General features: G+C 67.1%; 21 protein-coding genes. 14 read left to right on the forward strand and 7 right to left on the reverse strand.

Annotated features, from left to right (window positions below; all coding sequences use genetic code 11):
* Window positions 1–705 precede the first annotated feature (705 nt).
* The 3 genes from A9974_RS05865 to A9974_RS05875 all read right to left on the reverse strand — a co-directional run bounded on the left by A9974_RS05865 (window position 706) and on the right by A9974_RS05875 (window position 3,652).
* On the reverse strand, window positions 706–1,983 hold the full coding sequence (locus tag A9974_RS05865) for a TRAP transporter large permease (RefSeq protein WP_183003218.1): 1,278 nt from the start codon (window positions 1,981–1,983) through the stop codon (window positions 706–708).
* 34 nt (window positions 1,984–2,017) lie between these two features.
* Window positions 2,018–2,518: a TRAP transporter small permease gene (locus A9974_RS05870; protein WP_183003219.1), complete on the reverse strand. Its 501-nt coding sequence runs from the start codon at window positions 2,516–2,518 to the stop codon at window positions 2,018–2,020.
* A 159-nt stretch (window positions 2,519–2,677) separates the two neighbouring features.
* The gene (locus A9974_RS05875; RefSeq protein ID WP_183003220.1) at window positions 2,678–3,652 is read right to left on the reverse strand and encodes a TRAP transporter substrate-binding protein; all 975 of its coding nucleotides are present in this window, start codon (window positions 3,650–3,652) and stop codon (window positions 2,678–2,680) included.
* A 115-nt stretch (window positions 3,653–3,767) separates the two neighbouring features.
* Here A9974_RS05875 and A9974_RS05880 point away from each other — a divergent pair, with 115 nt between their 5' ends.
* The 9 genes from A9974_RS05880 (at window position 3,768) to A9974_RS05920 (ending at window position 12,638) form a co-directional block, all read left to right on the forward strand.
* Window positions 3,768–6,299 carry an ABC transporter permease gene (locus A9974_RS05880; RefSeq protein WP_183003221.1) on the forward strand — a complete coding sequence of 844 codons (2,532 nt, stop codon included), beginning with the start codon at window positions 3,768–3,770 and terminating at the stop codon, window positions 6,297–6,299.
* A complete protein-coding gene (locus A9974_RS05885) occupies window positions 6,299–6,721 on the forward strand; it encodes a group II truncated hemoglobin (RefSeq protein WP_183003222.1) in 423 nt (140 codons plus the stop codon). Before A9974_RS05880 ends, A9974_RS05885 begins: the two co-directional genes overlap by 1 nt.
* A 55-nt stretch (window positions 6,722–6,776) precedes the next feature.
* Window positions 6,777–7,442 (forward strand): 3-deoxy-D-manno-octulosonic acid kinase, encoded by a 666-nt coding sequence (locus A9974_RS05890; RefSeq protein WP_255468051.1) that lies wholly within the window; start codon window positions 6,777–6,779, stop codon window positions 7,440–7,442.
* A 153-nt stretch (window positions 7,443–7,595) separates the two neighbouring features.
* Window positions 7,596–8,699, forward strand: a complete 1,104-nt coding sequence (locus tag A9974_RS05895) for a polyamine ABC transporter substrate-binding protein (protein ID WP_183003224.1) — start codon at window positions 7,596–7,598, stop codon at window positions 8,697–8,699.
* A gap of 5 nt (window positions 8,700–8,704) precedes the next feature.
* Entirely contained in the window at window positions 8,705–9,832 is a 1,128-nt protein-coding gene (locus A9974_RS05900) for an ABC transporter ATP-binding protein (RefSeq protein WP_183003225.1), read from the forward strand.
* Window positions 9,829–10,749 (forward strand): ABC transporter permease subunit, encoded by a 921-nt coding sequence (locus tag A9974_RS05905; protein ID WP_183003226.1) that lies wholly within the window; start codon window positions 9,829–9,831, stop codon window positions 10,747–10,749. The genes A9974_RS05900 and A9974_RS05905 overlap by 4 nt, the downstream gene beginning before the upstream one ends.
* Window positions 10,746–11,555, forward strand: a complete 810-nt coding sequence (locus tag A9974_RS05910; protein ID WP_183003227.1) for an ABC transporter permease subunit — start codon at window positions 10,746–10,748, stop codon at window positions 11,553–11,555. Before A9974_RS05905 ends, A9974_RS05910 begins: the two co-directional genes overlap by 4 nt.
* A complete protein-coding gene (locus tag A9974_RS05915) occupies window positions 11,552–11,908 on the forward strand; it encodes a Spx/MgsR family RNA polymerase-binding regulatory protein (RefSeq protein WP_183003228.1) in 357 nt (118 codons plus the stop codon). Before A9974_RS05910 ends, A9974_RS05915 begins: the two co-directional genes overlap by 4 nt.
* Window positions 11,909–11,912: 4 nt before the next feature.
* On the forward strand, window positions 11,913–12,638 hold the full coding sequence (locus A9974_RS05920; RefSeq protein ID WP_370539579.1) for a DNA-3-methyladenine glycosylase: 726 nt from the start codon (window positions 11,913–11,915) through the stop codon (window positions 12,636–12,638).
* Between the two features lie 50 nt (window positions 12,639–12,688).
* Here A9974_RS05920 and A9974_RS05925 read toward each other — a convergent pair whose 3' ends face one another.
* Entirely contained in the window at window positions 12,689–13,423 is a 735-nt protein-coding gene (locus A9974_RS05925; RefSeq protein WP_183003230.1) for a PhoP regulatory network YrbL family protein, read from the reverse strand.
* Between the two features lie 159 nt (window positions 13,424–13,582).
* Between A9974_RS05925 and rmuC the strand changes: the two genes are divergently transcribed.
* The 5 genes from rmuC to phoU all read left to right on the forward strand — a co-directional run bounded on the left by rmuC (window position 13,583) and on the right by phoU (window position 20,013).
* Window positions 13,583–14,992, forward strand: coding sequence for a DNA recombination protein RmuC (rmuC, locus tag A9974_RS05930; RefSeq protein WP_220805859.1), 1,410 nt, complete (start codon window positions 13,583–13,585; stop codon window positions 14,990–14,992).
* 125 nt (window positions 14,993–15,117) lie between these two features.
* The gene (locus tag A9974_RS05935) at window positions 15,118–16,647 is read left to right on the forward strand and encodes an amidase (RefSeq protein WP_183003231.1); all 1,530 of its coding nucleotides are present in this window, start codon (window positions 15,118–15,120) and stop codon (window positions 16,645–16,647) included.
* Window positions 16,648–16,733: 86 nt separating this feature from the next.
* The gene (locus A9974_RS05940) at window positions 16,734–18,398 is read left to right on the forward strand and encodes an isovaleryl-CoA dehydrogenase (RefSeq protein ID WP_183003232.1); all 1,665 of its coding nucleotides are present in this window, start codon (window positions 16,734–16,736) and stop codon (window positions 18,396–18,398) included.
* A gap of 42 nt (window positions 18,399–18,440) precedes the next feature.
* On the forward strand, window positions 18,441–19,121 hold the full coding sequence (gene rpiA, locus A9974_RS05945; RefSeq protein WP_183003233.1) for a ribose-5-phosphate isomerase RpiA: 681 nt from the start codon (window positions 18,441–18,443) through the stop codon (window positions 19,119–19,121).
* Between the two features lie 160 nt (window positions 19,122–19,281).
* On the forward strand, window positions 19,282–20,013 hold the full coding sequence (phoU, locus tag A9974_RS05950; RefSeq protein WP_183003234.1) for a phosphate signaling complex protein PhoU: 732 nt from the start codon (window positions 19,282–19,284) through the stop codon (window positions 20,011–20,013).
* A gap of 130 nt (window positions 20,014–20,143) precedes the next feature.
* On the opposite strand, the gene A9974_RS05955 is transcribed toward phoU, so the two are convergent.
* The 3 genes from A9974_RS05955 to argA form a co-directional block, all read right to left on the reverse strand.
* Window positions 20,144–22,129 (reverse strand): phosphocholine-specific phospholipase C, encoded by a 1,986-nt coding sequence (locus A9974_RS05955; protein WP_183003235.1) that lies wholly within the window; start codon window positions 22,127–22,129, stop codon window positions 20,144–20,146.
* A 137-nt stretch (window positions 22,130–22,266) separates the two neighbouring features.
* Entirely contained in the window at window positions 22,267–22,539 is a 273-nt protein-coding gene (locus A9974_RS05960) for an oxidative damage protection protein (protein WP_006384045.1), read from the reverse strand.
* 97 nt (window positions 22,540–22,636) lie between these two features.
* Entirely contained in the window at window positions 22,637–23,995 is a 1,359-nt protein-coding gene (argA, locus tag A9974_RS05965) for an amino-acid N-acetyltransferase (protein ID WP_183003236.1), read from the reverse strand.
* Window positions 23,996–24,020 lie beyond the last annotated feature (25 nt).

Raw genomic sequence — 24,020 nt, forward strand, 5'->3', positions numbered from 1 at the left:
GGTTGATTGGGTGCTCAAAGTACATGTGTGGTTTATAAAACTACATATGTATATATAGAGCAAGGGTGTAGTGCATGACGCCGATGATGTATATACAAGAGCGAGTATGTAGCGCGTGACGCCGATGCCACGTTTGTGGCGGCAACTCTCGGCTGAACCTGGCGCGCCCATCGATCACACGGATCCTCCGGCGGCGCGGCTACCGTGGATTCCAACAAACGCTCCAGCGCCCGATGGGCGGCGCGCGAGACGGTCAACAAGAGCAAGCCGGCCTTCGCCGCGCCGCCCATCACCGCCCCTCCCACTTGATGTGCACGCCCTCAGAAAGCCAACCTCCGGCAGCGCGGAGCGTCATCGGCACATGCCCCGAAAACGCAATGCCAAACGTGGCCGCCCGCGCGGCCGCGGCTTGGCGGCCCTGTAGATTTCATTCCCCGAACACGGGTCCAGCAGCGCGACAAATCTCGAAACCCGTAGCCCCTGGCGGCGGTGGCTTGCGGAGTGGGCAACCTCGATGCGCCCGAGGGAATCGGAAGGGAGCCGAAGGCGGACGACGATGACAACGGGGGGGCCCGCCTAGGGAAGTCCGGCGCCCGCGCGCCGGACCGCAATCGTGGGCGCCCACTCCGCAAGCCACCGCCGCCAGGGGCGACCTACGAAGAACCGTCGACGAGCAACCTACGAAGCCCCATCCGACGCTAGCCCCTATTTGGAATAAACCAAATCTCGCAACCCCAACGACAACCCAGGCCAATAAGTAATCACAAGAAGGCAAACAATCACCACCCCCACGAATGGCACCAACGGCTTGATCAACCTCTCCAACGGCAGCTTGGCAACCGCGCACGCCGCAAAGAGATTCACCCCGAATGGCGGCGTAATCATGCCCAGCGCCAAGTTGACCACCATGATGATGCCGAAGTGCACCGGGTCCACGCCGAACTTCAGGGCCACCGGCAGCAACAGCGGGGCCAGCACCACGATCGAGGCCGAGGTTTCGATGAACATGCCGATCACGAACAGCGCCGCGTTCACCCCCATCAGGAACGTGAACTGCGTGTCGAACAGCTGCGACAGCCAGATGCCCAGCGCGTCGGGGATGCCTGCGCGGTTCAGCAGGAAGCTGAAGACCCCGGCGTTCGCGATCACGAACATGATCACCGCCGTCGAGACTACCGACTTGTGCAGCGTGTCCGACAGTTGCTTGAAACTCAGGCGGCGGTAGATGAATTTTCCCACCACCACCGCGTACATCACCGCCACCACCGACGCTTCCGTCGGCGTGAAGACGCCGCCGTAGATGCCGCCCAGGATGATGACCGGCATCATCAGCGCCAGCCAGGCGCGCTTGAAGGCCGGCCACAGCGGCAGGCGGCCTTCGCCGTCGCGCTTGCCCAGGTTGTTGCGTTTGGCGTAGATCCAGACGTAGAACATCAGGGCCACGCCGATCAGGATGCCAGGCATGACGCCAGCGATGAACAGTTCGCCGGTGGACGTGTCGGTCGACACCGCGAACAGGATCATCGGGATCGATGGCGGAATGATCACGCCCAGCTCCGCCGCGCTGGCTTGTAGCGACGCCGCGAAGGGGGCGGGGTAGCCGTGGCGGATCATCGCCGGGATCAGGATCGCGCCCACCGCGAAGGTCGTGGCCACGCTGGAACCGGCCACCGCGGCGAAGATCATGCAGGTCAGCACGCAGGTGCAGGCCAAGCCGCCCTGGATACCGCCGACCACGCTCTTGGCGAACTCCACCATGCGTTCGGAAATACCGCCGGCTTCCATCAGGTTGCCGGCCAGGATGAAGAAGGGGATCGCGACCAGGGGGTACTTGTCCAGGGCGGCGTACAACTGCTGGGCCACCACCAGCCAGGGCAGGTTGGCGGCGCCGACGCCGGCCAGGCTGGCCAGGCCGATCGACACCGCGACCGGCACGGACAGCCCGAAGAAAATCAGCATCGAGACAATCATTAATTGGGACATGGCAATATCGTCTGCTTGGATTCGGGGCGGGGGCTCAACCTTGCGCGTCGTTGCGCACGGGGACGTCTTCTTCCTCGCCAGCGCACCAGCGGGCCAGCACGGCGATGGCGGCGAGCGTGGCGCCGACCGGAATGGCCGAGTAGATCCAGGAAATGGAGATGTCCAGGCTGGGCACGTTCTGGAAGCGCACGCGGTAGGTCATCTGGCCGCCGATCCAGGCGATGAAGCCCAGGAAGCCCGCGCAGATCAGGCCGATGACCGCTTCGAGCACGCGGCGGCGCAGGCCGCCCAGCATATTGCGCAGCAGTTCGACGCTGATCATGGCGCCGTGGCGAAAGGCCAGCGCCACGCCCAGCAGCACCGTCCAGATCAGCAGGGCGCGTGTCAGCACCTCGCTCCAGTCGGCGGGGGAATGCAGTACGAAGCGCGCGATGACCTGGTAGAAGGCGGCGGCCGCGGCGGCGACCAGGAGGAGTTGGGCGATGACCGACACCAGCTTGAAGAGGATGCGGTCGAAGGCGCAGAGCAATCGCATAGGAGTTTCCGGTAGCGGATAACGAGGGGCAGGGCAGGGACTAAGGGGGCGCATCGATCGGGGCGAAACGCCGCAACCCCATCAAGCAGCCGCACGGCGCGGAATCGCTGCCAGGGCGGAACCGGGTTCCGCCGCGGCAGCGGCTCGCGTCCGCCGGGTTTACTTGGTGTCGCGGATCGCGTCGATCAGCTTCTTGTCGAACTTCTTGTAGTACTCGGGGTAGGCGGGTTCGACGGCGGCGGCGAAGGCGGCGCGGTCGACTTCCGAGACCTGCATGCCTTCCTCCTTGAGCTGTTCGACGCCGGTCTTCTCGATGTTGTCCACGTAGGCGCGCATGGCCTGGGCGGATTCCTTGCCGGCCTTGTCGAACTTGGCCTTGTCGTCGGCGGACAGGCCGTCATAGACATTGGACGACATCAGCACCAGCGCCGGGCCGTAGACGTGGCCGGTCAGCGACAGGTATTTCTGCATCTGCGACAGCTTGGCCGACGTGATCACCGACAGCGGGTTTTCCTGGCCGTCGATGGTGCCCTGTTGCAGGGCGGTGGCCACTTCGGGCCAGGCCATCGGGGTGGGCAGGATGCCGATCTGGCGGAAGGCCGTGATGTGGATCGGGTTCTCGGTCGTGCGGATCTTCAGGCCCTTGGCGTCCGCCGGGGTCTTGACCGGGCGCACGTTGTTGGTCAGATGGCGAAAGCCCTGTTCGCCCCAGGCCAGCGCGATGATGCCGCGGCTGGGGAACTTTGCCAGCATATCTTGTCCGATCTTGCTGTCCAGCACGTTACGGGCGTGCGGCAGGTCGCGCAGCAGGAAGGGGATGTCGAAGACGCCGGTCTCGGGCACGAAGTTCAGGGTGGCGCCGGTCGAGACGATGGCCAGGTCGATGGTGCCGATCTGCAGGCCTTCGATCACTTCGCGTTCGCCGCCCAGCGCGCTGTTGGCGAATTGCTGTACTTTGTATTTGCCGCCGCTGGACGCTTCGATGGATTTGGCCAGGGCGTCGGCGCCGGCGCCATAGTGCGACGACGCGGACAGGGCATACGCCATCTTCAGTTGGGTCTGGGCCGAAGCGGCCAGGGGGGCGGCAGCCGCGCAGGCGGCAAGAATCGTGGCCGCGAGCCAGGATTTACGCATTGTCTTCTCCAGGGTTTTGGGTATTTTTTTGCAGCTTGATGTGTGGCACCGTAAGGCGCTTCGCGCATGATAGCGGGATTCGGCCCCCATTCCGGCCGTTGGTTAACATTGGCAGATGATGGATTTCCCTGATGTCTCGCGGGCCCGGCGCCCCGGTTTCTGGACCACCCTGGCGCTGGGCGCCCGCATGATGATGCGCGATGCGCGGGCCGGCGAGCTGCGGCTGCTGGTGCTGGCCCTGGTGGTGGCGGTGGCCGCCGTGACCAGCGTCGGCTTCCTGGCCGACCGCGTCAGCCGCGCATTGGAGCGCGACGCCGGCCAGATGCTGGGCGCCGACCTGGTGCTGGACGCCGACGAGCCGGTGCCGCAGGCCTTCATGGACCAGGCGCGCGAACGTGGCTTGCAGGTTTCCAGCACCTGGCAGTTTCCGTCCATGGTCAGCGCCGGCGACGGCGCGCAATTGGCGGCGCTCAAGGCCGTCGAGCCCGGCTATCCGCTGCGCGGCGCCCTGCGGGTGACCGACGCGCCGTTCAGTCCCGATGCGCCCACCCGCGACATCCCGCCTGAGGGCGCGGTCTGGGTGGACGCCCAACTGCTGTCGCTGCTGAGCCTGAAGGTGGGCGATACCCTGAACGTGGGCGACGCCCATCTGCGCATCGACCGCGTGATCACGTACGAACCGGACCGCGGCATGCAGTTCGTGAATGTGGCGCCGCGGGTGCTGCTGCGCGCCAGCGACCTGCCGGCCACCGGCCTGATCGCGCCGGGCAGCCGCATCGGCTACGCGCTGCTGGCCGCCGGCCAGCCGGACGCGGTGGCGGGGTACTCCGCCTGGCTCAACCAGAACCTGAAGCGGGGCCAGAAGGTCGCCACGCTGGAATCGGGCCGCCCCGAAGTGCGCCGCACGCTGGACCGGGCGCAGCGCTTCCTATCGCTGGTCGCGCTGCTGGCCGTGCTGATTTCCGCGGTGGCGGTGGCGCTGGCGGCGGGCCGTTACATGACGCGGCACCGCGACGGCATCGCCGTCATGCGCTGCCTGGGGGCGGTGCAATCGCAGGTGGCGCGCATGCTGACCCTGGAATTCGCGCTGGTCGGTCTGTTTGCCTCGGCCGCCGGCTGCCTGCTGGGCTACGCCGTGCATCAGGTGCTGGTGATGGTGCTGGCCTCGTTGATCGATACCGCGCTGCCCGCGCCGTCGGCCATTCCGGCGTTGCAGGGGCTGTTGACCGGCCTGTTGCTGCTGCTGGGGTTTGCTTTGCCGGCGCTGGCGCAGTTGCGCCACGTGCCGCCGGCCCGGGTGTTGCGGCGTGACGCCGATACCCTCAGCGCCCGCAGCGCCACCGGCTATGTCGTAGGCGCCGTCGGCTTTGCCCTCTTGATCTGGTGGTTCGCCGGCGACGCCAAGCTGGGCGGCGTGGTGGCGGGCGGCTTCCTGGGCGCGTTCGCCGTGTTCGCGCTGGTCGCCTGGCTGTGCATCCTGGGCCTGGCGCGGCTGCGCGGCCTGGCCGCCGGCCTGCCGGCCCTGCGTTTTGCGCTGGCCGGGGTGGTGCGGCGGCGCGCCGCCACCATCACGCAGGTCTGCGCGCTGGCGGTGGGGCTGATGGCCTTGCTGCTGCTGGCGATGACGCGCACCGACCTCATCCAGGGCTGGCAGCGCACGCTGCCGCCGGACGCGCCCAACCGTTTCCTGATCAATGTGCAGCCGGACCAGCGCCAGGCCGTGACCGACGCGCTGACCCGCGAGGGGCTGGGCGGTATCGTGCTGTCGCCGATGGTGCGGGGCCGCCTGATCGCCGTCAATGGCAAGCCGGTGGGCCCTGACGACTACGAAGAGCCGCGCGCCAAGCGCCTGGTGGACCGCGAGTTCAACCTGTCCTATGGCCAGGACATGCCCTCGTCCAACCGGATCGAGCAGGGCCGGTGGCTGACGCCGGGATCGGCCGAGGTCTCGCTGGAATCGGGTCTGGCCAAGACCCTGGGCATCAAGCTGGGCGACAAGATAACCTTCGACGTGGCGGGCCAGCAGGTGGAAGTGGCCGTGTCCAGCACGCGGCGGGTGGATTGGGATACGATGCGCGTGAATTTTTTCGCCATCCTGACGCCCGCGTCCCTGGCCGACATGCCGCAAAGCTGGATCACGTCCTTTTACCTGCCGCCCGACAAGGCGCAGGTGCTACCCGCGCTGGTGCGGCAGTTCCCCAACCTGACGGTGTTCGACGTGGGCGCGATCCTGCAGCAGCTGCAGTCGGTGCTCAACGAGGTCGGACGGGCGGTGCAGCTGTTGTTCCTGTTCACGTTGGCGGCCGGCGTGCTGGTGCTGTCGGCCGCGCTCACCGCCACCCGCGACGAGCGCATGCGCGAGGCCGCGGTGCTGCGCGCCCTGGGGGCCACCCGCCGCCAGCTGGCGCGTTCGCAGCGCATCGAGCTGTGGGCCGTGGGCGGGCTGGCCGGCCTGCTGGCGGCGGCCGGCGCCACCGCGATCGCTTGGGCTTTATCAACCCAGGTGTTCGATTTCACCATTACCCTCAGCCTCTGGCCCTGGCTGGCCGGGGTGGGCGCGGGTATGCTCGGCGCCTGGGCCGGCGGCGCGCTGGCGCTGCGCGGCGTGCTGCGCACCCCGCCCCTGGTCACCCTTAGAGAAACCTGATGAGTTCCCGCGTGCAGATCATTACCGAACCCGTGGATATTTCCCGCAGCATTTTCGAGCTGCTTGGCGGCGAGCCGGGCGTGCGCGCCCTGGTCGACCGCTTCTACGACCTGATGGACATCGAACCGGACCTGAAGGAACTGCGCGCCGCCCACGGCCCCAGCCTGGACGAGGCGCGCGACAAGTTGTTCTGGTTCCTGTGCGGCTACTTCGGCGGCCCTGATCACTATATAGAGCGCTTCGGCCATCCGCGGCTACGGGCCCGCCACCTGCCGTTCTCGATCGGCATCGTCGAACGCGACCAATGGGTCGCGTGCATGGGCCGCGCGATGCAGGACGAAGGCATCGAGCCCGCCCTGGTCGAACGCCTGTTGCAGTCGTTCTTCGGCGTGGCCGACTGGATGCGCAACCGTGAAGGCTAAGCCGGACCCCTCCGGCGCCCGGCGCCAGGCCTGGCCCGCGCCATTGGCCGGCGCCATGCTCAGTGACGCCCGCCTGGGCGATTCCGGTCCCGACATCTTCAACCCGTCCCACTACGGCGACCGGGCCCGTCCGGTTGATGCCGGCGGCCGCCAGGCGGCCTGGTTCGTGCAGGGGCAGGGTTGGCAGGGCGTGTTGCGGCGCTACCGCCGCGGCGGGCTGATCGCCAGGATCAGCCGCGACACCTACCTGTGGGCCGGCGAGGACCGCAGCCGCAGCTTCCGCGAATTCCGGCTGCTGGCGGCGATGCGCGAGCAAGGCCTGCCGGTGCCCGCGCCGCTGGCCGCGGCCTACTGGCGCCAGGGGCCGACCTACCGCGCCGCCATCGTGGTCGAGCGCATCCCGGGCGTGCGGCCGCTGGCGCAGGCCCTGGCCGACCCGCTCTGGCAGCCGGTGGCCGAAGTCATCGTGCGGATGCACCGGGCCGGCGTCTGGCATGCGGACCTGAATGCCTTCAATATTCTGATCGGTTCCGACAACCGGGTCTGGCTCATCGACTTCGACCGCGGCACCCAGGGCAGGCTGTCCGACCGCCAGCGCCAGGGCAACCTGGAGCGCCTGCGCCGTTCGCTGGTGAAGGTGGCCGGCGAAGACGGCGAACGCTTCTGGCTCAAATTGCGCGACAGCTACTGGACGGCCTGGGGCGTGGGCGTGCAGCCGTAAGCCCATGGCGGCCCCGGACGTCGCAATCGGGGCCTAATTGCGGCAAATTCGGCTAAATCTGCCGGTAAAGTTGGTCAGGTCCTTGCTAAAAAGCTTTATGATTTCGCCTTTTGGTACTCCTGTAACTTACGGCGGATAGCTGGGGGGCTGGTAATGAAACTAAGGGCGGGAATGCGCTGGGCGCTAGGGACGATGCTGGTCATGGCAGCCACGTCGGCCGCGGTGGCGCAGAACAAGGTCGTCAACGTCTACAACTGGGCCGAATACACGGCGCCGGACACGATTCCGGGTTTCGAAAAGGAAACCGGCATCAAGGTCCGCTACGACGTCTACGACAGCAACGACACCCTGCAGGCCAAGCTCCTGGCCGGCAAATCGGGTTACGACGTCGTTGTCCCGTCCACGCATTACGCCTCGCGCCAGATCGAGGCGGGCCTGTTCCAGAAACTGGACAAGTCCAAGCTTCCCAACCTGAAGTACCTGGACCCGGACGTCATGGCGCTGGTTGCCGCGGTCGATCCCGGCAACGAATACGCCGTGCCCTGGGGCTACGGCACCAACGGCCTGGGCTACAACGTCACCAAGGTCAAGCAGATCATGGGCGACAACGTCGACCTGGCCAGCTGGGACATGATCTTCAAGCCCGAGAACGCCGCCAAGCTGAAAGAGTGCGGCATCTCGATGCTGGACGAAGCCGCGCAGGTGTTCCCGGCCGTGCTCAAGTACCTGGGCAAGGATCCCAACACCACCAACGCCGACGACTACAAGGCCGCGCTGGATGTCCTGAAGCAGATCCGCCCCTACATCCGCCAATTCAGCTCGTCGGGCTACATCGACGAATTGGCCGTCGGCGATCTGTGTATGGTCTATGGCTTCTCCGGCGACGTCATGATCGCCCGCAAGCGCGCCATGGAAGCCAAGAAGGCCTACGAAGTGAACTACTTCATCCCCAAGGGCGGCGCCCCGGCCTGGTTCGACCTGATGGTCATTCCCAAGGACGCGCCGCATCCGGAAGAAGCCCTGGCGTTCATCAACTACATTGAAACGCCGCAGGTGCACGCCGCCATCACCAACACCATGTTCTACCCGAACGCCAACAAAGAGGCGCGCAAGTACGTGGTCAAGGACGTGGCCGACAACCCGATGATCTACCCGTCGCCCGAGGTCTCCAAGACCTTGTACGTCATCAAGGCCCTGCCTTTGAACATCCAGCGCCTGCAAACCCGCATGTGGGCCGAGCTGAAGTCCGGACGATAGCCATCATGACCGATAGCCGTTACTCGGCGCAGCATTCGGCTGACCCGGACGAGTTCGTCCGGGTCGCCGATGTCGTAAAGATCTTTGGCGACGTGGTCGCCGTCCGTTCCGTCAACCTTTCGGTCAAGCGCAACGAGATTTTCGCGTTGCTGGGCAGCTCCGGCAGCGGCAAGTCGACCTTGCTGCGGATGCTGGCCGGCTTCGAGGAAGCCACCTCCGGCCAGATCCTGCTCGACGGCGAAGACATCACCAGCGTGCCGCCGTACCGCCGGCCCGTGAACATGATGTTCCAGTCGTATGCGTTGTTTCCGCACATGACGGTCGAGGCCAACGTCGCCTTCGGCCTGAAGCAGGAAGGCGTGGACCGCGCCGAAATCCACGACCGCGTGTTCGAAGCCCTGGACCTGGTCCAGATGGCGGGCTATTCGCGGCGCAAGCCCAACCAGCTGTCCGGCGGCCAGCAGCAGCGCGTCGCCCTGGCGCGCAGCCTGGTCAAGCGGCCCAAGCTGCTGTTGCTCGATGAACCGATGTCCGCGCTGGACAAGCAGATCCGCCAAAAGACCCAGATCGAGCTGGTCAAGATCCTGGAGCAGGTCGGCGTGACCTGCATCATGGTCACCCACGACCAGGAAGAGGCCATGACCATGGCCCATCGCCTGGCCGTCATGACCGAAGGCCAGATCGTCCAATGCGGCACGCCGCAGGACGTCTATGCCTTCCCGAACTCGCGTTTCGTGGCCAGCTTCATCGGCTCGACCAATATGTTCACCGGCACCATCGTGGTCGACGAACCCGACCACGTCGCCATCGAAAGCCCTGAATTGAGCCGTCCGCTGTACGTCAGCCACGGCGTCAGCGAACCCCTGGGCATGGACGTGCACGTGTCGATCCGCCCCGAACGCATGGTGGTGTCGCGCGAGCAACCCGCAGGCGATTACAACTGGGCCCACGGCATGGTCAGCCACATGGCCTGGATGGGCAGCTACGCGCTCTACCAGATACGCCTGGATTCGGGCGCCATGGTCGAGGCCAGCGTGCCCAGCCTGCTGCTGGCCCAGATGGACGCCCCGGGCATCGATGAAGAAATCTTCGTCAGCTGGGACGCCGACAGCGCGACGGTGCTGGCGTCATGATCCGCTTTTCGCCCCGCGACTGGTTGCCGTCTGGCCGGACGCTGGCGGTGGTGCCGCCGTTCGCCTGGCTGGTGCTGTTCCTGCTGGTGCCGTTCCTGCTCGTGTTCAAGATCAGCTTCGCCGAGCTCAAGTTCGGTGTTCCGCCGTACACGTCGCTGGCGGAATTCAAGGACGAAGCGGTGCAGTTCAGTCTGCACCTGCGCGGCTACATCCTGCTGTTCACCGACAGCCTGTATTTCGCCACCTACCTCAGCTCGGTCAAGATCGCCGGCATCACCACGCTTGCCTGCGTGCTGATCGGCTATCCCATCGCCTATTACATCGCGCGTTCGTCGCCTGGCGTGCGTAATCTGCTGCTGCTGGGCGTGATCCTGCCGTTCTGGACCTCGCTGCTGTTGCGGGTGTACGCCTGGGTCGGCATCTTGCGCAATGATGGGTTGCTCAATAATTTCCTGCAGTGGCTGGGCATCATTTCCAGCCCGCTGGAGATCTACCGCACCGACCTGGCCGTGTACATCGGCATGGTCTACGCCTACCTGCCGTTCTTCATCCTGCCCTTGTACGCCACCCTCGTGAAGATGGACCTGCGCCTGCTGGAAGCCGCCTACGACCTGGGCGCCAAGCCCTGGCAGGCGTTCTGGCAGATCACCGTGCCGCTGTCGCGCCAGGGTGTCATCGCCGGCGCCATGCTGGTGTTCATTCCGGCGGTGGGCGAATACGTCATCCCCGAAATGCTGGGCGGTGCCAATACGCTGATGATGGGCCGCGTCATGTGGAACGAGTTCTTCAACAACACCGACTGGCCGATGGCCTCGGCGGTGACCTGCGTGATGGTGCTGTTGCTGCTGGTGCCGCTGGCGCTGTTCCAATACAACCAGGTCAAGCAGCAGGAACTGGCGACCGGGGGCCGCAAATGAACGGTCCCAACAAGACTTTGCGCGCCATCGTGCTGGGGCTGGGCTACTTCTTCCTGTATGTGCCCATCATCAGCCTGATGGTGTTCTCGTTCAACGAGTCGCCGGCCGTCACGTCCTGGACCGGCTTCTCGTTCCGCTGGTACCACTCGCTGTTCAATGACGACGCGCTGCTGCGCGCGGCCTGGCTGTCGTTCCGCATCGCCGCCATGACCGCCACGGCCGCCGTCATCATCGGCACTTGGGCCGGCTATGTGCTGGGCCGCATGGGGCGGTTCCGCGGTTTTGCGCTGTACGTCGGCATGCTCAGCGCGCCGCTGGTCATTCCCGAGGTCGTGCTGGGCATCTCGCTGTTGCTGATGTTCGTGGAACTGCGCGGCCACCTGGGCTGGCCGGCCGAAAATGGCATCTTCACGATCTGGGTCGGCCACGTGACCCTGTGCATGGCCTTCGTGGCCGTGGTGATCCAGACCCGCATCCGCGACCTGGACCGCTCGCTGGAGGAAGCCGCGCTGGATCTGGGCGCCACGCCCATCGTCGTGTTCTTCAAGATCACGCTGCCGCTGATCGCGCCGGCGCTGGCATCGGCCTGGCTGCTGTCCTTCACCCTGTCGCTGGACGACGTCGTGCTGGCGTCCTTTTTGTCCGGCCCCAGTTCCAGCACCTTGCCCATGGAGGTCTTCTCCCGCGTGCGGCTGGGGCTGAAACCCGAGATCAATGCGCTGGCCACGCTGTTCATCCTGGCGGTGGGCACCTGCGTGATCCTGGCCAACCGCATGCAATGGCGCAAGGAGTCCGAACCCAAATGAAGCAAACCACCCTGTATGGCCTGACCAAGTGCAGCACTTGCGTCAAGGCGCGCGACTGGCTGACCGAACACGGCGTCGATCACCAGTTCATCGACTACCGCGACCATCCCGTGGCGGCCGCCACCCTGAAGGCCTGGTCCGGCAAGGTCGGCGGCTGGGAAAAGCTGGTCAACCGCGCCTCCATGACCTGGCGCAACCTGCCCGACGACCGCAAGACGCCCGCCACCGACGCGCAATGGACCCAGCTGATCGCTGAATTCCCCGCGCTGGTGCGCCGTCCCGTCACCGTCACGCCCGATGGCGAGGTCGGTGTCGGCTTCAGCGAAAAGCGCTACGGCGAACGTTTCGCCTGACACCGTGGCCACCCGGGCCAACCAGGCATCGCGCCGCGCGGGCAACGCGTTGCCCGATGCCTTTTTCAATCGCGACGCCCGCGTGCTCGCGCGCGAGTTGCTGGGCAAGGTCGTGCGCCATCGCGTGGGCGGCCTGTGGCTGTCGGCCCGCATCATCGAGACCGAAGCCTACTACCTGGAAGAAAAGGGCAGCCACGCGTCGCTGGGCTATACCCACAAGCGGCGCGCCCTGTTCATGGATGGGGGCGTGGTCTACATGTATTACGCCCGCGGCGGCGACTCGCTCAATTTCAGTGCCGCCGGCCCCGGCAATGCCGTGCTGATCAAATCGGCCTATCCCTGGACCGACGCGCTGTCCGGTCCCGACGCGTTGGCGCGCATGCAGCAGCTGAATCCCGATGCCCAGGGGCAGCCGCGGCCGCCCGCCAAATTGTGTGCGGGCCAGACGCTGCTGTGCCGCGCGTTGGGCCTGAAAGTGCCGGATTGGGATGCCCGCCGGTTCGATCCGCGGGCGCTGTTCGTGGAAGACGTGGGCCAAGCGCCGCAGGCGTTGATCAGCACCACCCGCCTGGGCATTCCGCCCGGACGCGACGAGCACCTGGAATACCGCTATGTCGACCCGGCCTACGCGGCTTATTGCACCCGCAACCCGCTACGCCGCGGGCAGGTGGCGGGGCGGGACTATCAATGGGTCGACCCGCAGGGGAGAGTGCTGCAACACGCGCCCTGAGCATCAGGGGCAGGGGGCGGTATCGCCGCCCGCCATGCTGCAGGCCGGGTTCAGACCTGCGCGCCCGATCCGCTTTGGCTGGCTCTCAGGGCCGCCTCGCGGGCGCGGCGCGCCATGGCGGCGCGCATCTCGACGTATTTGCGCTGGATGCGCTTGCGGTTGAGCCGCTTGCTCCAGGCGTAGACCGGCACCAGCGGCAGCACGCCGAAACCATCGATCAGGAACAGGCCCGTCTTGCCGTCCGCGTTCTGGCCGCAGGCGATGTTGCTGGCCGACAGGTCGTGCAGCACGACGTGGGCATCGGCCAGGTCTTCGACGAATTCGTCCAGTTGCGCGGACAGGTTGGCGTCCATCTTGCCCTGGCGCGCCAGGTCGGCCACGGTGGGCGCGATGTTGCCTGCGGCGTCGGTGATCTTCTCGACCAGCAGGCCCAGGCCCAGCGTCGTCTGCGCCACGCCCACGATGCGCGCCATGGGCACCTGCCAGACGCCGGACGGGCGCGTGGTGGTGGTGACGTACTCGGTGATTTCGTTCAGGTAGACGCGGTAGGCGCTTTCGCGCTGGTACTGCTTGTACCAGCGCTTGAAAGGCCGCGCTTCCAGGTAGACGGCGCGCGCCTGCATGTCCATCACCTTGACGAGCAGGGACGGTGCATGCGGGTGCTGGAAGATGTGGCGATCGCCGCCAATGGCCACGGGCGTTTCGTCATTGAGATTCAATGGACCGAAGACGGATCCGAAGCCGACGGCGGGCGCACAGGATGTAGGGAGATCAGCGGTATTCAACTCTTTTTAAGGATTTTATATATGTTGTTAACAGTTTAATGCTCTTGCTTGCTCTTGGTCTTGCATCCGCGGGGTGAAGTCGTTTCGGATAGCTACAAGGGCAGGGATGCGGCCCTATAATTTCGGGCAGCTGCCGTGGGCGCGGCGTGGGGGTTTACCTTGTCGAATGACATTCTGCTTTGGATTGCCGCCGGTGGCGCGGTGCTGGCCTGCCTGGCGGCCCTGACGGCCGTGGTGATAGCGCGGCTGTCGCGTCCCAGCCACGATGGCCGGCTGGACGCGTTGCTGGAAGGGCTGGAGCGCACCGAACGGGCCTTGCGGGCCGATATCGGCGAGGGCCAGCGCGGCCTGCGCGCCGAATTCTCGGAATCGACCCGGGCCTTGCGCCAGGAGCTGGCGCAATCCCACGGCGACCTGCGCGCCGCGCTGACCCGCGACGCCCAGGCGGCCCGCGCCGAATCCGCCGAATCGCTGGGCCGCTTCGCCGCGGGCTTTGGCGAGCAGTTGCAGGGGCTGATCCAGATCAACGAGCGCCGCTTGATGGAAGTGCGCACGACGGTCGACCAGCGCCTGCAGGCGTTGCAGACCGACAACAGCGCCAAGCTGGACGAGATGCGCCGCACCGTGGACGAAAAGCTTCACGCCACCCTGGAACAGCGCCTGGGCGAGTCGTTCAAGCAGGTGTCCGACCGCCTCGAAGCCGTGCACAAGGGCCTGGGCGAAATGCAGGCGCTGGCCGCTGGCGTAGGTGACTTGAAGCGGGTGCTGACCAATGTGAAGTCGCGCGGCACCTGGGGCGAAGTGCAGTTGGCGCGGCTGATCGAAGACAACATGACGCCGGAGCAGTACGCCAGCAACGTCAAGCCGGTGCCGGGCAGCGACGCGGCGGTCGAATTCGCCATCCGCCTGCCGGGGCGCGGCGATGGCGGGACGCCGGTCTGGCTGCCGATCGACGCCAAGTTCCCCAAGGAAGAATACGAGCGCCTGATGGATGCGCAAGAGGCCGCCGACGTCGAAGGCGTCAAGGCGGCCGGCGCCGCGTTGGGCAAGGCCGTTGAAGTGCAGGCGCGCCTGATCGCGTCCAAGTACGTGGCGCCGCCGCACACCACGGACTTCGCCATCATGTTCCTGCCCACCGAAAGCCTGTATGCCGAAGTGCTGCGGCGGCCGGGCCTGCTGGACCGCCTGCACGATCTGCGCATCAATGTGGCGGGGCCCAGCAACCTGGCGGCGCTGCTCAACAGCCTGCAAATGGGCTTTCGCACGCTGGCCATCGAGCAGCGCTCGTCCGAAGTCTGGCAGGTGCTGCGCGCGGTCAAGACCGAATTCGGCAAGTTCGGCGACGCGCTGGCCGGCGTCAAGAAAACGCTGGACACCGCCAGCAGCAAGATCGGCCAGACCGAGGTGCGCACCCGCGCCATGCTGCGCAACCTGAAGAGCGTCGAGGCCTTGCCCGAGGCCGAGGCCGCGCGCCTGCTGGGCGGCGACGGCCTGGAAACCAACGCGGGCAGCGACGCCGAGGCCGCCGACGAGACCCCGCTGCCCGACGCTGGCCGGCCCGCGGGCTGATCCACCGCTTGGCCCGCAGGCGGTCCATGCCCGGTCTGCGGCCGGCCCGCGCTTGTGACCGGGGCGGTCTGTCGATATCCTCATAGTTGCGGCATTTCGCCGTCGATATCTGGAGCATCGTAAGCATGAGCCCCGCTGACCGACTTGATTCCTCTTCCTTCGACGCGATGGCGCTGGGCGCCGATATCGCCCAGGGAGCCACGACCGCGCTTGCCGCGATGCAGCAAGCCGTGGAAAGGGTGGCGGCGCGCAATCCGTCGATCAATGCCGCCTGCGGTGTGCAGGCCGAACTGGGCCTTGAACTGGCCGGAAAACTCGATGACGAGCTGGCGGGCCTGACGTCCGATCAGCGCCTGGCGCTGCTGCGCCAACGTCCCTTCCTGGGCGTGCCCACGCTGCTCAAGGACCTGGGCACGGCGGCGCTGGGGTTGCCCAGCGCCATGGGTTCGGTACTGTATGGCAAGGTCGACTGGACGGTCGACGCCGAAATCGTCAAGCGTTACCGCCGCGCGGGCCTCATCCCGTTTGGCCGCAGCACCAGCGCCGAACTCGGCCTGAGCCCCACCAGCGAATCCCCTGTCTACGGAGCCCCCACGCAGAACCCCTGGAAGGCCGGTCACAGCGCGGGCGGTTCCAGCGGCGGCGCGGGAGCCGCGCTGGCCAGCGGCATGGTGCGCATCGCGCACGGCAGCGACGGCGGCGGTTCGATCCGCATTCCCGCTTCGTGTTGCGGCGTGCTCGGCCTGAAGCCGTCGCGCGGCATGATGCCGCTGGGCCCGCTCAAGGGCGAAGGCTGGGGCGGCTTGGCCACCGAGCACATGATGACCCTGTCGGTGCGCGACTGCGCCACGTCGCTGGACATCAGTGCCGGTGCCGACGTGGGGGCGCCGTACGCCTCGCCCGCCAAGCCGCAGGACACCTATCTGGACATCGTCTCGCGGGTGTCCGCCGACCCGCAATCCGCGCCGCGGCGCCGCATCGCGTTCATCAGCACCACCTACGAGGGCGCGGCCATCGATCCCGAAGTCGCCGCCGCCGTCGAAGAGGCCGCCCGCTTCTTTGCCGGGCTGGGGCACGAAATGGTCAGCGCCGCCCCGCCCGTCGGTTCGGAAGAAGTGCTGTCGCCCATGTTGCCCTTGATCGCCAGCGCGGCGGCCAACGCCATCGACGGATTCGTCGGCGCGCGCAACCGCCGGCTGGCCGCCGACGAACTGCAACCGACCACGCTGGGCGCGCGCGAATATGCGCGCGCCATCTCCGGGGCGCAGTACGTCGCCTGCGTCGATAGCTGCCACGAGATCACGCGGCGCATCGGGCGCTTTCTGCATCGCGACGGCGCGCAGGGCCACGACCTGTTCCTGTCGCCGGTGCTGGCGCAGTTGCCTGCGCCTATCGGCCGCTACGCCATGGACAACGCCGACTACCTGGCATACCGCCTGGGCAAGAAGGGCGTGATCGCTTATTCGCCCTTCGCGCCGCTGGCCAACCTGACCGGCATGCCTGCGATTTCCATTCCGTTCGGCCTGTCGGCCGACGGCCTGCCCATCGGCATCCAGGTCATGGGCCCGCTGGGCAGCGAGGCCTGGTTGCTGGAACTGGCCGCCCAGGTCGAGGCCTTGCGGCCCTGGCAGCGGGTAGCGCCCATCGCCAGGTAGCGGCGCTGCCGGGCAGGCGGGTAGCAGGACGAGCGTGGCTGTGGCGCGGCCGCGCGTGGCACATCAACGTATAGCCGGGAGCCAGCATGACTTCGTTCGTGACCCATACCGTCCTTAATCAGGTTCCGCCCCTGGAAGATTATTCGCTGTACGAGACCGACCCCGCCCTGCGCGAGGCCGCGGCCCGCGAGGGCGCCGGGGCCTGGGCGGGCGACCTGGCGGCGCACGGCGCCTGGTTGGGGCGGTCCCAGACCCTGGCCGCCGGCGCCGAAGCCAACCGCTGTCCGCCGCGTCTGTTGGCCTACGACCGCGGCGGTCATCGCATCGACCATGTGGAATTCCATCCGGCGTGGCAGCTGCTGATGAACGGCATCGCGGCGCGCGGCCTGCACAGCCGGGCCTGGGCGCAGCCGGTGCCCGGCGCCCAAGTGGCGCGCGCCGCGGCCTACCTGATGCAGGGCCAGGTCGAGGCCGGCACGCTGTGTCCCACCACCATGACGTTTGCCGCGGTGCCTCTGTTGCAGCGCGAGCCGGCGGGCGTGGTCGACTATGGCGGCGATTGGCTGCCCGCGCTGTATTCGCGAGAATTCGACGGCGCCGACGCGCCCCTGGCCGGCAAGCGCGGCGCCCTGATTGGCATGGGGCTGACCGAGAAGCAGGGCGGCTCCGACCTGCGCGCCGTCACCACGCGGGCCGAGCCGCTGGGCCCGGCGGGCCGAGGCTGCGCCTATCGTCTCGTCGGGCACAAATGGTTTTTTTCGGTGCCGCAGGCCGACGCGCATCTGGTACTGGCGCAAACCAGCGAAGGACTCAGCTGCTTTTTCGTGCCGCGCTGGATTCCCGGCGGGCCGCGCAACGCCATCCGCATCCGGCGCCTGAAGGACAAGCTGGGCAATCTCAGCAACGCCAGCGCCGAGGTCGAATTCGAAGAGGCCTGGGGGGCGATGGTGGGCGAGCCCGGACGCGGCCTGGCAGTGCTGCTGGAAATGGCGGCCACCACCCGGCTCGATTGCGTGCTGGGCAGCGCCGCGCTGCTGCGCCAGGCGCTGGTGCAGTCGCTGCACCATGCCGGCCACCGCCAGGCTTTCGGCAAGCCGCTAATGGCGCAGCCGCTGATGCGCAACGTGCTGGCCGACCTGGCGCTGGAATCCGAGGCCGCCCAGGCGCTGGCGCTGCGGCTGGCGCGGGCGGTGGACGAGCGGGGCGACACGCGGTCGCGCGCGCTGGCGCGGGTGGGCACGCCGGCCGCGAAACTCTGGGTCTGCAAGCGGGCGATCACGGCGGTGGCCGAATGCATGGAAGTCTGGGGCGGTAACGGCTACGTCGAAGAAGGCCCCATGCCGCGCCTGTATCGCGAAACGCCGGTCAACTCCATCTGGGAAGGCTCGGGCAACGTCATGGCGCTGGATGTGTTGCGGGCCCTGCAACGCGAACCCGAAGCGCTGCCGGCCCTGGAAAGCGAATTCGCGCCGGCGGTGGGCCAGTACCGTGAATTCGACGCGGCGCTGGCGGACTGGCGGTCATTGCTGGCCGGCACCGTCCAGGCCGAGTTCCAGGCCCGCCGCATCGCTTGTGGCCTGGCGCGGCTGTGGCAGGCGGCGCTGTTGATCCAGCACGCGCCCCAGGCGGTGGCGCAGGGCTTTGTCGGCAGCCGCCTGGGCGCGGCTGGCGGCGTGTTCGGCGAGCTGGCGGCGGGCGCCGACGTGGCGGCGATCCTGGCGCGGGCCTGGCCGGCCGCGGCCGCATGCTAAATTTCCCCGCTCTACTCACCTTTTTTCCGCATTTTCCCCGCCATGCTCACCCAGCAAGAACTCAAGCAGCAAGCCGCAGACGCCGCCCTGGAACTCGTTGAACAGGTTGCCGGCCCGGACGTCATCATCGGCGTGGGCACCGGTTCCACCGCCGACCTCTTCATCGACGGGCTGGCGCGTTTCAAGGGCCGTATCGGCGGCACGGTCGCCAGTTCCGAGCGCAGCGCGGCACGCCTGGCGGGCCATGGCCTGAAAGTGCTGGACCTGAACGACGTGACGTCCATGCCGCTGTACGTGGACGGCGCCGACGAAATCGACGCCAACCTGCACATGATCAAGGGCGGCGGCGGCGCGCAGACGCGCGAAAAGATTGTGGCCTCGGTGGCCGAGCGCTTCGTCTGCATCGTCGACGAATCCAAGCTGGTGCAGGTCATGGGCAAGTTCCCGCTGCCGATCGAAGTCATCCCGATGGCGCGTGAATCCGTCGCCCGCGCCATGGTCGCCCTGGGCGGCCAACCGCGCCTGCGCGAAGGCTTCGTCACCGATAACGGCAACATCATCCTGGACGTCGCCGGCCTGTCGATCACCGACGCGCCGGGCCTGGAAGCCCGCATCAACAACCTGGCGGGTGTCGTGACCGTCGGCCTGTTCGCCATTGCCGGCGCCGACGTGGCGCTGCTGGCCACGCAAAACGGCATCCGCCGCCTGGACCGCCGCGCCTGAGCGCGCGAGCGGTGCGCTCCGCCCGCGCTTGCCGGGGGCGGAGCCGCGATTCATAATCCTGTCACACTTGGGTCATAACCTTGCCGGTTGTGCAGGCCCATCTCGAGAAACTCTTTCATATCGGGGCAATGCAATGAGATCAACCACGCAGGGAGCCCGGATGACGGAGCATACAAACAAGCAGTTCGACGCAGATCTGGAAAGCGTCCGTTCGCAGTTCTTGCAGATGGGCGGCGTGGTCGAAGCCATGATCCAGGAGGCCATCGATGCGCTGGCCAGCGGCGATCTGACGCTGGTTGAAAAGGTGCGCGAGCGTGAAAAGGAAGTCAATCGCCACGAAGTGGAGATCGACGAGAGCATCAGCCGCATCCTCGCCCGCCACCAGCCCACCGCCATCGACCTGCGCATGCTGATGGCCGTGTCCAAGATGCTGACCGACATGGAACGCTCGGGCGACGAGGCCGAGAAAGTGGCCACCGTGGCCCGCCGCATCCACGAAGCCGACATGCCGCACATTCCGGTGATCGAATTGCGTCACATGGCCTCCAACGTGCGCACCATGCTGCACCAGGCCCTGGATGCCTTCGCCCGCCTCGACCCCATCCTGGCCGCCGCCGTCGTGCGCAGCGACAAGGAAGTGGACAAGGAATGGAAGGGTGCGCTGCGTCACCTGATCACCTACATGATCGAAGACCCGCGCACCATTTCGCGCGCCATCGATATGATCTTCATCGCGCGCGCGCTGGAACGCATTGGCGACCACGCCAAGAACATGTCCGAACGCGTCATCTACATGGTCAAGGGCGCCGACGTGCGCCACACCGGCGTCAAGAACACCGAGCGCCTGGCGCGCGGCGAAGAAGACACCCCGAACGAACAGCAGGATTCCTGATCCGCGGGCGGCTTTGCGCCGCTCGCTGTCCAGGCAAAAGAAGGCCCCAAGCGCCGCGGCGTCTTGGGGTTTTTTCTTGAGGTACTGGTTTTCCTGCTTTTGTTTGGTATCGGTGGCGGGTGGCCGTGCCTTACCGCGTGGCGGCTACGGCGGCCGGCGGCAGCACCGTACCCTGGCACAGCCGTGGGTCGGGCACGCCGGGTTTGCCGGCATTGATGCGTCCGGCCAGGCGGCGGCCGAAGGCGGGCAGGGCCTGCGCGCTGACCTCCAGGTCATACCAGCCTTCGCAGCCTGCGTATTTCAATTCCAGCGCGCCGCCGGCCTGCACGTGCGCCATGGCGCGCCAGCCGTCGCCCATGCGTGATTCGATCTTCACCGGCTGGTGCGTGTCGCCGTGGTTGATCAGGCGCAGTCGCACGCCGGATGTCACCGGCACCAATTGCGTTTCGAGCAGGCCGGCGTCTTGCGCGTCGCCGCGGAACTGGCGGTGAAAGCCGTCGGGGCCCAGCAGCCACAGATCGTAGGCGCCGTCCGCATGCAGGCGCCAGCCGTCGTCCAGCCGGGCACCCGCGCCCACCGTGTAGCGGCGCGGGGCGCGCGCCAGCACCAGGCGGTCGTACACATGCAGCACGGCGCCGGCCGTGCCGGGGTTGCGGAAGGTCAGGCGGTAGTGCTCGCTGTCCGCGGTCATGCGGCCCACGGCCTCCAGGGCATAGGGCAGCGCGCAGGCGTGGCGGATGCTGTCGGCGTGCAACCAGCCGCGGTCGCCGGCAAAATCGAAGGCCGAGGTCAGGTCGCCGGCCACGGCGCGGCGCCAGGCGCTGATGTTGGGCTCGGCCACCCCGAAACGGGCTTCCAGGAAGCGGATCACCGAGGTGTGGTCGAACACCTGCGAATTGACCCAGCCGCCCCGGCTCCAGGGGGACACCACCAGCATCGGCACGCGCGGGCCCATGCCGAAGCCGCGGCCGTGCAGCGCCGGCGGGTCGTCCGGAGAGCCGGCGCTGGGGCCGTGGCGGGCATCGTGGTATTCGCCGTCCAACTCCACCGTGGACAGGCCGCCGCAATGGTTGCCCGCCGGGTCGTGCGTGACGCGCGCCGGGGGCGCGGGTGGCGGCATGTGGTCGAAAAAGCAGTCGTTCTCGTCGTAGGTGACCAGGAACACGCAGCCGCTCCAGACGGCAGGGTTGCGCGTCAGGATCTCGAGCACCCGCTCCGTATAGGCGCCGCCCTGGCGCGGCGACGAGACTTCCGGATGCTCGGAATCGGCGGTGGGCGCGATGATCCACGACACCTGGGGCAGCGTGCCCTGGTCCACGTCGCGCGCCAGGTCGTCCAGGGTATGGGTGGACAGGGCCCGGTCGCGCAGCGGCGCGTGCGCGGCGTCGCCGGCAAGCTGGCGGCGGTACTGGCGAAAGCCGGCCAGCGGGTTGTCGTGGAAGTTGTCCGCCATGTCCTGGTAGATGCGCCAGTCGATGCCGGCGGCCTGCAGGCGTTCCGGGTAGGTGGTCCAGCCATACCCCTGGTCGGCCGGTCCCAGGCGGTCGAACGTATTGACCAGGGCGGGGCCGCCGGCGCGCCCCAGCGGATCGTTGGTGCCGGTCCACAGGAACAGCCGGTTCGGATTGGTGCCGGCGTGGATCGCGCAGTGGTAGGCGTCGCACAGCGTGAAGGCGTTGGCCAGCGCGGTCTGGAACGGCACTTCGTCGGGACGGTAGGCACCCAGCCCCAGGCGGCTCTTGGCGGCCAGCCATTGGTCCATGCGGCCGTCGTTCCAGGCGCGCTGGGCGTCGTCCCAGGTGTGCGGCGTGATGTAGCCCACCGGCGTGTGGCTGGCGTATTCGCCATGCAGCGCATAGGGCCGCAGTTGCTGGCCGCCGTCGGCCTGAATCAGCACGTTGCCCGCCGCGGTGGGCGCGGGATGCGGGTCGGCAAAGCCGCGCACGCCGGGCAACGCGCCGAAATAATGGTCGAAGGACCGGTTCTCCTGCATCAGGATGACGACATGCCGCACATCGTCCAGCGTGCCGCGCTTGCGGTCGGGCGCGATCGCCAGCGCACGGCGAATGGCCGGGGGCAGGTCTGCGGCGAGGGCGGAACTCGGTTCTTCTGTCATGACGGCTTTAATACGACCAGCAATATCGGAATCTTAAGGCCAGTGCCGGGCGGGGCGGCCAATCGGGCTGCAAAAGCGCGAAGCCCCTCGCGAACGAGGGGCTTCGAGGCGTGCCGCGCGCGGCGGCGCGGCGGCAATCAGGCCGAGGGCGGGACGTAGCCCTGAGCTTCGACGCTGCCATCTTCGAACAGGAAGCGTTCCATTTGCTGCTGCAGATACTTGCGGGCGCGGGCGTCGGCCAGGTTCAGGCGGTTTTCGTTGACCAGGCGGGTTTGCACCTGCTTCCACTCTTCCCAAGCTTCCTTGGAAATGCTTTGCCAGATACGGGTGCCGAGTTCGCCGGGGTAGGGCGGAAAATCCAGCCCTTCGGCTTCACGCTTCAATTTCACACAGTTGACGGTACGGGCCATGGTTCGCTGCCGGAAAGAATAAGTAATGGGCCATTTTAGCGGGCTTGGCGCGCGGACGGCGCCAAGCCCCTTCGGACCCTGCGGGTAGCGCCGGGCGTTACAGCTTCTTGATGAACACCAGGCTGTTGCGCGAGCGGTTGTAGTGGTTCTGTTTTTCGCGTGGCAGGTCGGTGATGCCGCCCTGCACGAAACCGCGCTTCATGAACCAGTGCGAGGTGCGGGTGGTCAGCACGAACAGCCGCTTGGCGCCGGTGGCGCGGGCGCGCGATTCCATGTGGCGCAGCAGGATCTCGCCTTCGCCCGAGCCTTGCCATTCGGGGTGCACGATCAGGCAGGCCATTTCGGCCATCTGCTCGTCGGCGAAGGTGTGCAGGGCCGCGCAGCCGTAGATCACGCCATCGTGCTCGAGCACGGTGAAGTTTTCGACATCGCGTTCGACCACGCTGCGCGGGCGCGGCACCAGCGTGCCGTCGGCTTCCAGGGGCTCGATCAGGCTCAGGATGGCGCCGACGTCGTCGATGGTGGCCGGGCGCAGGTCGTCCAGCGTGTCTTCCACCACCATGGTGCCCACGCCGTCGTGGGTGAAGATTTCGAGCAGCACGCTGCCGTCCAGCGCGAACGGCACCAGGTGGGCGCGGGCCACGCCGCGCTTGACCGCCAGCGAGGCGTACTGCAGGTAGGCGCCAGTTTCCTCGTCCAGCGAGCCGGCGGCCAGCAGGCCGTCGGCGTCGACGCGGGCCAGTTCGGTGTCGACGGTGCCGTCTTCGTTCAGCACGCCTTGGCCGCTGGACAGGAAGATCAGCTTTTCAGCGCGCAGCGCCACGGCCACGCTGGTGGCCAGGTCTTCCATGGCCAGGTTGAAGGCGTCGCCGGTGGGCGAGAAGCCCAGGGGCGACAGCAGGACGACCGACGAACCCTTTTCGATGGCGAACTTCAGCGCGTCGACGTCGATCTTGCGCACCTGGCCGGTGTGCTTGTAGTCCACGCCGTCGAGCACGCCGGTGGGGCGCGCGGTGACGAAATTGCCCGAAATGACGCGGATGTGCGCGTGCGACATGGGCGTGTTGGGCAGGCCCTGGCTGAAGGCGGCCTCGATGTCCAGGCGGATTTCGCCGGCGGCTTCCTTGGCGCATTCCAGCGCGGCGGCGTCGGTGGGCGCCAGGCCGCGGTCGAATTGCTGGGTGAAGCCCTTCAGGCGCAGTTGTTCGTTGACCTGGGGGCGCGAGCCATGCACCAGCACCAGCCGTATGCCCAGCGAGGACAGCAGCGACAAGTCCTGGACCAGCGCATTCAGCGCGCCGGCCTGCACCAATTCACCGCCAAACGCCACTACGAAGGTCTTGCCTCGGAACGCATGCACATAGGGCGCCACATCTCGGAACCATCGGACGAACTGGGCAGGGGCGAATTCAGGGGCTTCAAGGGCGGAGACGGTGTCTGGTTCCAGGTCGGGCATGATGGGTGGGGCAAATCCTGAGAGT

The sequence above is a fragment of the Achromobacter sp. UMC71 genome (genome assembly GCF_014170305.1).
Lineage (GTDB): Bacteria > Pseudomonadota > Gammaproteobacteria > Burkholderiales > Burkholderiaceae_B > Achromobacter.